This window comes from Wolbachia endosymbiont (group A) of Beris morrisii, assembly GCF_964028185.1.
Classification (GTDB): Bacteria; Pseudomonadota; Alphaproteobacteria; order Rickettsiales; family Anaplasmataceae; genus Wolbachia.
In genome coordinates this window covers 610032-623870 of sequence record NZ_OZ034760.1, presented here as the reverse complement: position 1 = coordinate 623870, position 13839 = coordinate 610032, and the positions used below count along the sequence as shown (strand labels likewise).

16 protein-coding genes and 2 tRNA genes are annotated in these 13839 nt (G+C 34.9%); 9 read left to right on the top strand and 9 right to left on the bottom strand.

Annotation, left to right across the window (positions count from 1 at the left end):
- Nucleotides 1-42 precede the first annotated feature (42 nt).
- The 3 genes from ABWU69_RS03205 to ABWU69_RS03195 all read left to right on the top strand — a co-directional run bounded on the left by ABWU69_RS03205 (nt 43) and on the right by ABWU69_RS03195 (nt 1799).
- A complete protein-coding gene (locus tag ABWU69_RS03205) occupies nt 43-243 on the top strand; it encodes a hypothetical protein (protein WP_353285381.1) in 201 nt (66 codons plus the stop codon).
- Between the two features lie 124 nt (nt 244-367).
- A complete protein-coding gene (ubiH, locus tag ABWU69_RS03200) occupies nt 368-1516 on the top strand; it encodes a 2-octaprenyl-6-methoxyphenyl hydroxylase (RefSeq protein ID WP_353285380.1) in 1149 nt (382 codons plus the stop codon).
- Nucleotides 1517-1661: 145 nt separating this feature from the next.
- Nucleotides 1662-1799 (top strand): hypothetical protein, encoded by a 138-nt coding sequence (locus tag ABWU69_RS03195; protein ID WP_265035494.1) that lies wholly within the window; start codon nt 1662-1664, stop codon nt 1797-1799.
- Between the two features lie 87 nt (nt 1800-1886).
- Here the strand turns inward: ABWU69_RS03195 and ABWU69_RS03190 are convergent, their stop codons facing one another.
- Together ABWU69_RS03190 and ABWU69_RS03185 are read right to left on the bottom strand one after the other, a co-directional pair.
- Nucleotides 1887-2933, bottom strand: a complete 1047-nt coding sequence (locus ABWU69_RS03190) for a gamma-glutamyl-gamma-aminobutyrate hydrolase family protein (protein ID WP_353285379.1) — start codon at nt 2931-2933, stop codon at nt 1887-1889.
- Between the two features lie 90 nt (nt 2934-3023).
- A tRNA-Phe gene (locus ABWU69_RS03185) sits at nt 3024-3096 on the bottom strand.
- Between the two features lie 81 nt (nt 3097-3177).
- Between ABWU69_RS03185 and coaD the strand changes: the two genes are divergently transcribed.
- Together coaD and ABWU69_RS03175 are read left to right on the top strand one after the other, a co-directional pair.
- Nucleotides 3178-3684 (top strand): pantetheine-phosphate adenylyltransferase, encoded by a 507-nt coding sequence (coaD, locus tag ABWU69_RS03180; protein WP_353285378.1) that lies wholly within the window; start codon nt 3178-3180, stop codon nt 3682-3684.
- 68 nt (nt 3685-3752) lie between these two features.
- Nucleotides 3753-3944 (top strand): zinc-finger domain-containing protein, encoded by a 192-nt coding sequence (locus ABWU69_RS03175; protein ID WP_065094665.1) that lies wholly within the window; start codon nt 3753-3755, stop codon nt 3942-3944.
- 24 nt (nt 3945-3968) lie between these two features.
- Here ABWU69_RS03175 and ABWU69_RS03170 read toward each other — a convergent pair whose 3' ends face one another.
- The 7 genes from ABWU69_RS03170 to rpsB are packed head-to-tail and all read right to left on the bottom strand — an operon-like array spanning nt 3969 to nt 8682.
- Entirely contained in the window at nt 3969-4595 is a 627-nt protein-coding gene (locus ABWU69_RS03170; protein WP_265025628.1) for a phosphatidate cytidylyltransferase, read from the bottom strand.
- Entirely contained in the window at nt 4585-5280 is a 696-nt protein-coding gene (uppS, locus tag ABWU69_RS03165; RefSeq protein WP_006280511.1) for a polyprenyl diphosphate synthase, read from the bottom strand. The genes ABWU69_RS03170 and uppS overlap by 11 nt, the downstream gene beginning before the upstream one ends.
- A complete protein-coding gene (locus ABWU69_RS03160; RefSeq protein ID WP_353285377.1) occupies nt 5281-5616 on the bottom strand; it encodes a hypothetical protein in 336 nt (111 codons plus the stop codon).
- A 57-nt stretch (nt 5617-5673) separates the two neighbouring features.
- Nucleotides 5674-6231, bottom strand: coding sequence for a ribosome recycling factor (gene frr, locus ABWU69_RS03155; protein WP_265025631.1), 558 nt, complete (start codon nt 6229-6231; stop codon nt 5674-5676).
- A gap of 7 nt (nt 6232-6238) precedes the next feature.
- Nucleotides 6239-6982, bottom strand: a complete 744-nt coding sequence (gene pyrH, locus ABWU69_RS03150; RefSeq protein ID WP_353285376.1) for a UMP kinase — start codon at nt 6980-6982, stop codon at nt 6239-6241.
- Between the two features lie 10 nt (nt 6983-6992).
- Complete coding sequence (gene tsf / locus ABWU69_RS03145) at nt 6993-7853, bottom strand: translation elongation factor Ts (RefSeq protein WP_265035490.1); 861 nt, start codon at nt 7851-7853, stop codon at nt 6993-6995.
- Nucleotides 7834-8682 (bottom strand): 30S ribosomal protein S2, encoded by an 849-nt coding sequence (rpsB, locus tag ABWU69_RS03140; protein WP_265035489.1) that lies wholly within the window; start codon nt 8680-8682, stop codon nt 7834-7836. Before rpsB ends, tsf begins: the two co-directional genes overlap by 20 nt.
- A 191-nt stretch (nt 8683-8873) precedes the next feature.
- Between rpsB and ABWU69_RS03135 the strand changes: the two genes are divergently transcribed.
- The 4 genes from ABWU69_RS03135 to ABWU69_RS03120 all read left to right on the top strand — a co-directional run bounded on the left by ABWU69_RS03135 (nt 8874) and on the right by ABWU69_RS03120 (nt 13698).
- Nucleotides 8874-8950 (top strand) — tRNA-Asp (locus tag ABWU69_RS03135).
- A 129-nt stretch (nt 8951-9079) separates the two neighbouring features.
- On the top strand, nt 9080-9526 hold the full coding sequence (gene yajC / locus ABWU69_RS03130) for a preprotein translocase subunit YajC (RefSeq protein ID WP_265025635.1): 447 nt from the start codon (nt 9080-9082) through the stop codon (nt 9524-9526).
- Between the two features lie 32 nt (nt 9527-9558).
- On the top strand, nt 9559-11370 hold the full coding sequence (glmS, locus tag ABWU69_RS03125) for a glutamine--fructose-6-phosphate transaminase (isomerizing) (protein ID WP_353285375.1): 1812 nt from the start codon (nt 9559-9561) through the stop codon (nt 11368-11370).
- Between the two features lie 594 nt (nt 11371-11964).
- Nucleotides 11965-13698, top strand: coding sequence for a hypothetical protein (locus ABWU69_RS03120; protein WP_353285374.1), 1734 nt, complete (start codon nt 11965-11967; stop codon nt 13696-13698).
- Nucleotides 13699-13839: the final 141 nt, after the last annotated feature.

Genomic DNA, 13839 nt, shown 5'->3' with positions numbered 1-13839 from the left:
TGCGAATCAAAGTCCTCTTTTGTTAGTTACAAAATAGACTGCTTGCATAACCATTACTTACATGAAAAATTAGCAGCTTTTGTCATTCCAGCGCGTGACGCTGGAATCCAGAAAAAAAGAAGAATGGATCCCAGTGTCAAGCACTGGGATGACACCTTTGTGTTTGAGGCAAAACCGGCCATAGCATTTAACACACTGCCTTCGCAAAATGTTCGTACAGTTGTTCGTTACGTGCTGGAATGACAAGGTGGAGTGTCTTTAGATGTCATCCAAGTAGCTGACACTGGGATCTAAAAAATTTAATTTATATATAAAGTTTGTTTAAACTATTTTTAAAATAGATAGAATATAATTTTAGATAAATAAAATGAATTACGATGTAATCATTTCAGGTGGTGGGTTGCTTGGTCTTATTACTGCCATTGGCCTCAGTTGTGACTCTGTGTCTGTAGCTGTGATTGAAAAAAATAGTCTACCACGTGTAGTAGATGACAACCGAGCATTTGCTATTTCTCAAGGTTCGAAAAAAATATTGGAAAAGTTAGGGATTTGGCAGTTTGTGGAGAGTGAAGCTGAGCCAATACTTGATATATGCATATTAGATGCGGTTACTGTGCATTACAATCATAAAATGGTTAGCGAAGAGCCAATGGGTTATGTTATCAACAATTCTACTATATGGAATGCAATCAACAATAATTTTCTGAATAAACTAAATATATACTCCCCACATTCCTATAAAACAATTGCTTGTGATTCAGGATATGTGGAAGTTATTCTTGATAATAACCAGGAATTAATATCATCGCTACTTATCTGCGCTGAAGGCAAAAACTCTAAACTACCAGAGTTATTTTCTATACCGACAGTGAAATTTGATTATAAACAAAGTAGCATAGTATTTAATGTAAAGCATGAACTGCATCACCAAAACTTAGCTGTGGAGCGTTTTTTTCCTGGCGGTCCATTTGCAATTCTACCGATGAAGGGTGGCTATACTTCTTCGATAGTTTGGACAGAAAAATCTGAAATTTCAAAAATGCTAATGGATCTGTCTGAAGAAGAATTTATTATAGAGCTTAAAAAAAGATTTGGTTCTTATTTAGGAGAGATAAAATTAGAGGGTGAAAGAAAACTTTATCCTTTAAGTTTTGCTTTCGCAAAAAAGTTATATAAGGATAGAATTTTGCTTATCGGCGATGCAGCACATTCAATTCATCCTGTTGCAGGTCAAGGGCTTAATCTTGGAATTAGAGATGTAGAAAGTGTTATAAAGCACGTAGTTGCCGCAAAAGCGGCTGGTATTGATGTTGGCAGTAGTTATTTATTAAAGAAAATTTCACGTAATAGATACTTTGATAATTTTACAATGGCGCTTGCAACTGATGGATTAAATAGGATGTTCTCCAACAGAATATTCTGCGCTAAAGCACTAAGAAATCTTGGCTTGATTGCAGTTGAAAATTCAAATTTTCTCAAAAAAAGCTTCATTCGGCATGCTATGGGATTTATATAAACCACTATTTTATAGCTAATGCAAGTCATACCGCCACGAACCGTCATACCGCCGCGGTATCTCTTAGCCGCTAACACGTAGCGGGATGACGAATGTATCTGTTCAGGGAAGTGGCTAATGTGCAAATATTGAAGCAAAAATTCCAGTGCTCCCTTTCTTGTCATCCCAGTGCTTGACACTGGGATCCAGATTGGGCACTAAGTTGGTAAACACGAAAGCCTTTACAACGTTTTTGATGGAACTGCGCGAAAAGACTGGATGCCAGTGTCACGCACTGGCATGACACCCATTTGTTCCTATAGTTGTCTTTTCTCGTCTACCTTATTTTGCCACTCTGCTGAACGGATACATATAAACCACTATTTTAGCATTAAGCACGATAAAGAAAATCATTTATAATCGCTATAGCAACTAGTGTAGACACTTGACGTTCCTTGTGATTTGATAAATAGAGGTTTTTATCTGACTTCACAACAAGGGCTTCTGGATGACTTTGAAAGTGAACATTACCATGCTTATCTTCAATAGCCTCTATTACCCCATCACTGGAAAATGCTGCAACTTTATATCCAAGTAACTCCAATTTTCTTCTATTTTCTGGTGTATTACTTACTGCTCCTGAATGAGCATCTGGAAAATATGTTGAAAACCAGCCATTTTCATTAGGTATTAAGAATTTAGCTACTAATTCCGCTAAACGACTGTTTGGAATGATCTTTATCTGCTGGAGAGGTGCATAATCTTTATGTGGATCAGGTGCTGATTCTAAATGAGATCTTTGCTTCTCTTCATCGCTCACAAGATCTGCCACACTCACTACTTCAATTCCCTTTGCATTCATTATGCCTTGCAAACCACCACATATGCCAAGTAAATGAATTGCAGGGTTATCATCAACTATTTTTACAATTGCTTCAGTAACAAGCTGGCGATAAGGGGTGGGGGGAAAAGGTTCTGAGTGTAAATTATAATAGTTCCCAGGAATAAATATTCTATTTATTTTGTGCTCTTTAATAAACTTTGCAACTTCAACTTTTATTCGGTCTAATGTCAGCTTCTTTGCCAATGTTTCATCTTGTTTTGCGAGATTAAGTGACTCTGTCTGAATTTTTTTAAGGCTAGTTATCTTATTATAATCAATCAGTATAGTCTTAACCCCAAAGTTATTAAACATCTCGTAAATATTTTGAGATAGCCCAAACTCATGTGGGTATGTCTCTTCTTCCGTTTTCAACAAACCAACAACCACGTCATTATTTACTGTATTTTCTACTGTCAAGACAGTTGACGCTGGTTCTTCTTTTCTGGTTACATGTTGAGATGCCGGTTTTTCACTAACGCCAGCATAAGTAATATTGCTTAATAATAGAACTATAATTAATAAGATATTAAATATTCTGCTATAATATCTATACATATAGTTTACCCTCTCAACACTTATATCAATATCATAACATATTATAGAACGTTTTACAACAAAAAGGTAAATTTGGTAAGAAAGAGAAGGTGGCCTGAGCAGGAATCGAACCAGCGACACAAGGATTTTCAGTCCTTTGCTCTACCAACTGAGCTATCAGGCCAACTGTATACTTTTATTTTTAGATAAAAAATGTTATTATGTCTATCAAAAGTTTTTAAAGTAGTTTATATAAAAATAAAGGATGAACATTAATGACAGAATAGGAATCTACCCTGGCACATTTGACCCTATAACTTTTGGGCATCTTGACATAATCAAAAGGGCGTGTAAACTAGTCGATAAATTAATAATAGGAGTTGCAGAAAACGTTAATAAGCATGTTGCCTTTGACACAAAGCTACGCACAAGCATGGCTGAAAATGAAATTAAAGGACTAGGAATTGATGCAGATGTTATATCTTTTAATGGGTTGCTAGTGAAGTTTGCCAAAGAGCAGAATGCTTCTGTTATTATTAGAGGATTAAGAGCAGTATCGGATTTTGATTACGAGTTTCAAATGAGTTGGGTAAATTATAAACTTCTTCCTGAAATCGAAACCATATTTCTTCCTGCTTCTGAAGATACTCAATTTATCTCATCAAGTTTTGTAAAGGAAATAGCAAGATTAGGAGAAGATGTTAGCAAATTTGTATCAAAAGGCGTTCAAAACGAATTGATTAACCTGAATAGGATAAAAAATGGAGAATAGCGTGTGTTGTTTTTTATTTATAAATGGGTATATTTAATATAGAAAATGTTATAAGCTAAAGGAGTAGCATGTCAAAAGTGAGGGTTAATAAAAGAAAAGTTTGTTGTCATGGTGATGAGAATGATGAGGGTTCTGGCCATCCATTAATATATTTAGATATGGGAGAAGAAGAGGAAATAGCCTGCCCTTATTGTGAAAAGACGTTTGTCCATGACTGTACTGTAGAAGCGGTTGGGGAGCTGACTAGGGATGACCTCTAATGGCACTTTATTTCTTCTGCAGACTTAGCCTATGTAAATAGCAATAAGAGGGGCAGTAAAAATGAAACTATCCATACGATCGAGCACTCCCCCATGGCCAGGTATCATACTTCCACTATCTTTAACACCGTAAGCTCTTTTAACAAGCGACTCAGTGAAATCGCCAAGTTGCGCTAGAATAGCAATTGCAAGGCCAATGATTGGAGAATAAAAAATTGAAAATAGACCAAAAAATATTGATCCAAAAATTGTGCACACTACTCCAGCTAAAATCGCACCAAGAAGTCCTGTCCAAGTTTTTCCAGGGCTAAGAATTGGGCAAATTTTAGCTCCACCAAAATTCTTACCAAATAGGTAGGCAGTAATGTCAATTCCCCAAATGGTTAAGACGAACCATACTAATGCGTATTTTCCCTGTGGTAGATTATATAAATATATTAATGAGGCGCTTGGTAGTGCAATCAATAATAATGCAAAAATGTATAAAATTTTGTTTCCTTGGGTTAGATTATACCATTCAAAAGAAGATAAAACTGCTATTGAAAAAATCAATAGGTAAAACGATAAATCACTGAAATATGTAGCAAAGGAAAATATGAATAATATTACTATTGAGGACAACATTCTAATTATAAAATTATTATCTACCATATTTTTTCTCTCTTTTTGTATAATCTTCTAATGCTTTACTCAAATCTTGACAAGAAAAATCAGGCCATAAAGTATCACAAAAATACAATTCAGCATAAGCTGCTTGCCATAATAAAAAGTTGCTTAACCTTTTTTCGCCGCCAGTGCGAATTAATAAATCCAATTTTGGCAGATCTTTAGTATACAGAAATTTTTCAAATTCCTCTTCTGATACATAAGCAATATTTTCTTTTATAATATTGCTTATAGCTTGTGTAATTTCTTGCTTTGCTCCGTAACTGACTGCCACAGTGAGTAATAAACCATCGTTCTTATGTGTCATTTCTTCTGCTTTTTTAATTTGATCCAATATTTTACTGGGTAACAGACTTAAATTGCCAATAAAATTCAACTTAATGTTACAGTTGCAAATGAAATTGACTTTATCTTCATTAGTTAAAACGGAGTAAAATAAATCAAATAGACAGTCAGTTTCGTTTTTGGGTCTAAGCCAATTCTCCATAGAGAATGCATACAAAGTTAAGTAGGGTATGGTTAGGTCCGTACAATACTTGGCAATATCGTATGCAACTTCACTGCCCTTTTTATAACCATCAATTTTTACTCTTCCTTGATTGTTTGCCCATCTACCATTACCATCCATAATAATTGCTAAATGTTTCGGTAAAGATTCTTGATTCAACATTTAAAGTTCACCCGATGTCATAAAAGTAACTGACACACAGCTATACGAACATTGTGCTACCAGGAGGGTGTCATTCCAGTGTCCCAACACTGGAATCCAGAAATTTGATTGCAAGTGAGCACACTGAGCTGATAAGCATAAAAATAGCTGTCTTATGCTAAAACAAACGTTTTTGACGAGATTGTATGAAAAGCTGGATCCCAGTGTCACGCACTGGGATGACAGGGAAAAAAGGCACTGGGATGACAAAAAAGAGGGCACTGGAATGACATCATTTACTGTATAATACTGTGCAATATTGCAACGTTCATACAGCTGTGTGTCGACTACCTCCATGGCACCCTTGCATGTAATTTTTTCTTTTTCACTACTGAAGGCTTCTTTCATATTACCTTAGTGATGCAATATATCCTTTTCTTTGATGGACAATTCACCATCAATCTTTTTTATATTATCATTAGTAATTTTTTGTACTTCATCGTGAAGGTTATGGTAATCATCTTCCGAAATTTCTTTATTTTTTTCCATATTTTTTAATTCTTCTATTATATCCCTGCGTATATTCCGAATTGCAATTCGTGCATTTTCAGCAAATTGGTGTAATAGCTTCACTAATTTTTCACGGGTTTCTTGTGTTAAGTCCGGAAGAGCTATACGTATGGTATTGCCCTCAACAACAGGATTTAAATTCAAGTTGGCATTTAATATAGCATTTTTCACTTCACCTACAACATTAATATCCCAAACTTTAATTGATAGGGTTTTGTTATCTATAACCGAAACGCCTGCAACCTGATTTAACTTTTGATGTCCACCATAGATATTTACAACTATACCATCAAGCAACGATGCGCTAGCTCTACCAGTGCGTACGCCTTTAATATCATCATGAAAGGACTGAATAGTTTTTAGCATTCTTTCTTTTGTTTTAGCTTTTATTTCATTTAACATAAATTACCTAATGTTTACAATCTGAAACTATAGTATAAGTACCTTGACCCTTAATAATATTGACTATTTTTTCTCCCTTCAAAGAAAAAACTATAATTGGAATAGAATTCTCACGAGCAAGTGAAATTGCTGATGCATCCATAACTTTTAAATCACGAGTCAATAAATCCGTGTAAGAAAGCCTATCATATATTACAGCATCCTCATTTTTTTTCGGATCAGCGGAGTATACACCATTTACTTGCGTACCCTTTAGAATAACATCACAATTCATTTCAACAGCACGTAAAGCTGCAGCTGTATCTGTAGTAAAAAATGGATTGCCTGTGCCTGCTGCAAAAATTACCACTCTACCTTTTTCTAAATGACGAATAGCTTTCCTTCTGATGTAAGGTTCGCATACAGTGGCCATGGGTATTGCAGATAATACCCTAGAAGCTACTAAATTTTTTTCTAAAAAGTTTTGTAAAATTAAAGCATTGATTATAGTTGCAAGCATTCCAATATAATCACTGCTTGCTCTTTCACAACCACTTAAAGACGCAGATGTGCCACGAAAGACATTACCACCACCAACAACAATACATACCTGAACTCCAAGATTACAAACTTCAACTATGCCTTTAGATAACTCACCTATAGTCTCCATATCGTGACCAAATTGCTTTGATCCCATCAAAGCCTCACCAGAGATTTTAAATAACACCCTGGAATATTTTATTTCGCTTTTTTCATTTGTTGAGGGAAACATTTTTTACCATTTAGTTTGCACCACCCAAAACAAGTAACTTGTAATTAGAGAGTTTAACAGCACTCAACTCGCTTGATTTTATAAAATCAGAAACCTTCATTTTATCATCCTTTATGAACTTTTGTTCTAGCAAAACAACTTCTTCATAGTACTTAGCCATTCGTCCATCTACTATTTTTTTTGCTACTTCTTCAGGTTTATTTAAGCTCCTTACTTGCTCTTCAATTATAGAACGTTCATTTTTCAACTTCATTTGATCTAAATCATCTATAGACAAAGCTTCAGGCTTCATAGCAACTACATGCATAGCTATTTGTTTCCCAATCTCTTGTAGCTTCGCCTTATCACCAGATGATTGCAATGCAATTAAAGCACCAATCTTACCTAAGCCACACACATCACCATGTACGTAGCCAGCAATAACTCCATCCTTAGCTTCTAAGTAACAAAGCTTGCTTAACTCTAGCTTCTCACCAAGAACTGATGTACCATTCATAATAGCTTCCTGCACTGTGCCAATGCTTTCATACTTGGCATTTTTTAACTCATCAACGCTAGTACAGCGTTCTTGATGAGCAATTGATGCTAAATTTGAAACTAACTCTATAAATTTCTCATTTCTTGCAACAAAATCTGTTTCGCAATTGAGTTCAACCAATGCACCATAATTTTCAGTCAAACACATAGCAACGAGCCCATCTGAAGCTACTCTATCAGATTTTTTGTCAGCTTTAGCAAGCCCTATTGTACGTAACTTATTAACGGCTTTCTTAATGTCACCATCACATTCTTCTAATGCTTTTTTACAGTCACTTAAGCCAAGCCCTGTTCTATCACGTAATTCTCTTATATCATCTGGATTCATCTTCATTTGTTACTACCTCCCTTTCTTCTTCTTTGTAAACTTTACTACGTCTCCTTTTAGTTTGCACAATACCATCTTCTTTTTCTTGAATAAACTCATCACCCCTTATATCATCAATCTTAACTCCAGATCTTGCTAGACTAGACTCTATTCCAGCTAATATAGAGTCGGTAGCTAATTTACAATAGAGCTCTATTGATTTTCTTGAGTCATCATTTCCAGGTATTAGATAAGTAATACCATCTGGATCAGAATTAGTATCAAGTATTGCAACTATTGGAATTCCTAACTTCTTAGCTTCCTTAACCGCTATATGCTCTTTATTAGTATCAATGATGAATAATATATCAGGAATTGCTCCCATTTCTCTAATACCGCCTAACACCTTATCAAGCTTTTGCTTTTTCTTTTCAATGTTCCCCAATTCTTTCTTTGTTAAAATGCTATCTTCATCATTTAATATTTTCTCATATTGCATCAAGGTTTTTATCGAAGAAGAAACAGTGCCCCAATTAGTAAGCATACCACCGAGCCATCGATGATTCACATAATATTGACCACAACGAATCGCTTCACTTGCAATAATATCAAAAGCTTGAAACTTTGTACCAACAAATAGAATGCGACCACCTTGAGATGCAACGTCATATAAAGCCTTCATGGCCACCTGTAGCAATGGTAATGTTTTTCGCAAGTCAATTATATGTATACGATTTTCTTGATGCACTCCATATATGTATGGAGCCATTTTTGCGTTCCAGCGACTAATTTTGTGACCAAAATGTACACCAGATTCGGCTAAATCACGTACAGTGACTTCAGGCAAATTTGTCATATATCATTCCTCCAAATAGTTTATCTTCCATGGCATAACCCTAATGGGACTACTTGTACAAGCCATGTGTGAAATTAAATTATTTACATAGTAATAGAAAAGACAGCAAAGTGCAAACAAAAAATATTGACAAAGGGCAACATGTTTATTAGCTTTAAAGTCGAAGCTCGAAAACGCTAAAAAGAAATTAGGGGGGTGTAGCTCAGTTGGTTAGAGCGCATGCCTGTCACGCATGAGGTCGTGAGTTCAAGTCTCATCACTCCCGCCATATTAGTTTTAGCATGACCTAAAATCCGCAACCGGTATTTAGAAACGCTTTCACCAAACTTGACATGGTATGGTATTGTAATTAATACTTAAATAGGTTTATTTTTATCATTAACAATTAGGATTAAATATGTTCATTTCTGAAGTTTTTGCAGCAGATGCAACTAACAATGCATCAAGTATCGGCGCATCTTTTACTAGTTTTATTCCATTGATTTTAATATCTGCAGTAATTTATTTTCTTATAATTCGCCCACAACAAAAAAAACTAAAAGAACATAGAAAAATTATAGATCAAATAAAGCGTGGTGATACAGTCGTTACTTCTGGCGGGATAATAGGTGAAGTTAACAAAGTTGATGGAGCAAATGCACAATTTATAATAGAAATAGCACCAAAAGTTGAGATAAAAGTCCTAAAGTCCGCTATATCTGAAGTTTTAAACAAAGAAGCTCAGAAAGTAGCAGCTAAACCAATTGAAAAAGGCAAAATCGAAAAGAGTGATAAAAAGAATAAAAATCAACCACCAGAGGAAAGTAAAAAGGGAAAAGATGATAAAGGCAAAAATGCTGCATAACTTTAAAAGAAAGTTCATTTGGTGATCCATTTGTGTGCGGAATATTTGGTGTAGTAAGTAGCGGTGATTCAGTAATACCAACTTTACTAACTGGGTTGCAAAAATTGGAATATAGGGGATATGATTCCTCAGGTATAGCAATCATAAATAACGAAGGTAAGATAGAAGTCAAAAAATCAGAAGGTAAAGTCGAAAGGTTATGTGAAGTTGTTGATGACAGCAAGATGTCTAGCAGTACAATTGGCATAGCACATACTCGCTGGGCTACACATGGAGCTCCAGACCTTAAAAATGCTCATCCCATTCATACAAATAACGTTGTTGTTGCTCATAACGGCATAATTGAGAATTACAATCTGCTAAAAAAGGGTCTAGAAGAAAGGGGAATATCGTTCCATACTGACACTGACACAGAGATCATACCAAATATGCTAACCTTATATCTTGATGAAGGATTGTCGCCAGTTGATTCTCTATTTAAGTGTTTAAACAACTTACATGGCTCATTTGCCTTGGTCTTATTATTTGCAGAATATCCAGACGCCTTATTTGTTGCGAAGAGAAATTTGCCTTTAGCAATAGGCTATAACTGTAACACAGTGTTTGCTGCATCTGACTCTAATGCTTTAAGTGCATTTGTGGAAAGAATATCGCATTTAGAAGATGATGACATTGCAGTGATAAAATCTAGTGGAGTTAGTATATACAACAATGGTACACAAGTTAAACGCAGTATAGAAAATAGTAGTCCAAGTGATTTTCTAATTAGCAAAAATGGTTACCCTAGCTTCATGTTAAAAGAGATTTTTGAGCAACCGCGTGCATTAAACAAAACAATAAATCAATTTTACAAGCAATATAAAGAGGTCAACAAAAAACTCTTCTCTGAACTGAATCACATTACTATAGTTGGATGCGGATCATCTTATTTTGCTGGGCTAATAGCGAAGTATTGGCTGGAAAGTATTGCTCAAGTTCGAGTATATCTAGAAATCTCATCAGAATTTAGGTATAGCAACGTCAAGCTGGAAGAAGGCAGTATTGGGTTATTCATCTCCCAATCTGGCGAAACTGCAGATACCATAGAAGCGCTGCGTTATGCGAAATCACAGAAGCAAACAATCATTAGTATAACTAACACATTTAGCAGCAGCATCGAAAAGATCTCAGATATTATGTTACATACTCTTGCTGGGCCAGAAATTGGTGTTGCTTCAACAAAAACCTTCTCTGCGCAACTTGCAACTTTAGCATGCTTTGCCGTGGAGCTTGGAAAAATAAAAGGTATACTGGGTGGAGAGAGAATAAAGCAGCTAAGTAGTGCTATCAACTCTATCCCCAAGTATATTGAGCATGTTTTAAATGTGATGAAAATACAACATATATCAGGTAGTATATTAGAGCACAATAACGTTATTTTAATTGGCAGAGGAAGTTCATACGGAGTTGCAATGGAAGGTGCATTGAAGATAAAAGAGCTTTCATACATCAATACAATTGGTATTGCAGCGGGAGAAATGAAGCACGGTTCTATTGCTTTAATAGACTCTACTGTGCTTGTTATAGCAATTATCCCTTATGATAGTTTATTCTTTAAAACGCTATCTAATATACAAGAGATTATTGCAAGAAAAGGCAAAGTAATTGCCTTCAGTGATAAGCAAGGAGCGCCATTCCTAAGGGAAGTTTGCATAGATGTGGTGCAACTTCCAGACGCTGATAATTTTATCTCTCCAATCATCTACAGTGTTGCTATGCAATTCCTTGCTTACTTTACTGCAGCAAAAAAAGGGTTAGACGTGGATTGTCCGAGAAATTTAGCTAAGTCTGTCACGGTTGAGTAGTCCATTTAAAGTTAAACTTCTAATTAAGAACTTTAATTATTAACTATAAGTCACTGAATTTCACTAGTAAATTTACTGCCATCATCCATATTGTACAATTGTATATAAGATATAGTATAACAATAGTGTCCGTTCAGCTAATACCAATTCCCACTGCACAACAAACGGATAGACAAGAATGGAAAAAAAGCCATACCATTGCCTCTCTTTCTCACTCCATAATTAAAAAACTCTGCAATCCCTCTTATTTGATTCACTAATAATGAGAATTGGTATAACTTTGCTATTTTTCTCTCTATAGCTAACCCAAGAAAGGTTTTCCTACGTCATACCGCCGCAGCGCTAACAAGTAGCGGAATGACAAATTTGTCGTTTTTCAAATTGTCGGTAAATCTAAGTCAGTTTAGCTATATAAAATATAGTATAAAAAGAGCTATTTCAGCAAAATTTTAAACAAATAAAGTTCATTAGCTTCACAATTGGCACTTTATGAGAAAAGTACACTTGATATATAAATTTAAAATACAAGTTAACGAATTATTATGATTTTTACCAAGATAATAATATAGTAAGGTTTGGTAGTGAGGTATCAAAATGGGAAAATACACTAACGCATGGTTTTATAAGAAGACTAACCCAAATCATCATGATTGTGCAAATGATGGCACTTGTGGACAATCTATACAAAATTGCAAAATTGGTAATACAGACATTTCTTTTTTTGATAGTAACAAAAACTTAATTGCCAAAGTACCTAAACTGCCAAAGTATTCTAGTGATAAATATGGGCATCAATTGTATAAGGAAGCTGAGTCAAAGCAGTTCAATTATTTTTCCACAAATATACATGATGTTTTGTCTAACAGCTTTACCGTTAAATACGGGTATATAAATTGTACTATAAAATACGACAACTTATCTGAGCAGGAACAAAACCAAATAGAAACAGACATTAAAACTGCCTATGAAGCATTTAAAGAAAAGTTTTGCTTGAAAAATAGTAATGCAAGTTACGATATAACGGTTTACATTTTTAATAATAGAAGCGATTATACAAAGTATAATGATCTTCTCGGCATAGATGAAGATGGTAGTCCAGGATATATTATACGAGGAGTAACAGATAGTCAGAATATTCTGACATATAAGCAAAGTGCCATGGATTTTGTTCTAGGTCATGAGCTAGGCCACATATTTCAATTGTGTTTTTCACCATCGGCAACAGTCAAAGCTTTGTATAATCTGGATACTGAACTCATAGCAAATGTTGTTGGACGAGAAGTGGAGGAAAAAAATTATAAAGCTATTTGCAAGCAGATGGGTGTAGATGAATATAAAAACCGTGGATCGGAGTTTATATTTAAATACAAAGGTATAACTGGTAGTATATACCGCGAGGACCTTTCAGAAGATGAAAAATTTCAAATTATACAACGTGTCAAGAATTCTGGACTGGATGAATATGAAGACCGTGGATGGATGTTTAAATTTAAATACAAAGGTACAACTGGTAGTATATACCGCAAGGACCTTTCAGAAGCAGAGAAATTTCAAATTATACAACGTGTCAAGAATTCTGGACTAGATGAATATGAAGATCGTGGATCGATGTTTAAATTTAAATATAAAGATACAACTAGTAGTATATACTTCAAGGATCTTTCAGAAGCAGAGAAATTTCAAATTATACAACGTGTCAAGAATTCTGGACTAGATGAATATGAAGACCGTGGATGGATATTTAGTTTTAAATACAAAGGCACCACTTATAACGTAAGATGCAAGGACTTTTCAGAAGATGAAAAATTTCAACTTATCAAAGACATTAAGAACTCTCATGAATCGCTCGTTAGTGAATGTGATGGATTGGGGAATGAGAACACAGCTTTATCGATTTACTTTGATGAAAATAAGGAGATAAGTCTAATGCTTTTTCGTAATCCAGACAAGAATATATCAAAATGGTTAGATAAGACACTCATAAGCAGAAGTAAGCCTGAACAAGATGTGGATGACACAGTAGGAAAAGAACCTGAACCAGAATCAGCCGAAGAGGATACTCAGCAACCCAGTAATTTCTTATCCAATATTTTTTCAACAATTAAATTCATTATTGGTTCTATCTCATCACTCTTTTCATGGTTATTTGGGTCTAAAGAGGAAGAACAATCTGATAACAACCTTTCTTCGCTTAACTTATCAGAAGAACAATCCGATGACAATCTTTCTTTGCTTAAACCTGATGTTAATCACGATGCTGAAGAAAACTACGTAGGCAATTACTCACTATGTAATCATGATTATCACCAACATGATGACCTAATATAGTAAAATAACGAACTTTTATCCCCTACCCTTCTAGTTGACTTTGCAGATATGGGGAGGCGATAAAGGGTACTTAAACAACTAGATAAAAAATTAGGCAGATCATTCTGAAATTCTTGCATTTTTGTCCACAATTTTGTTAAA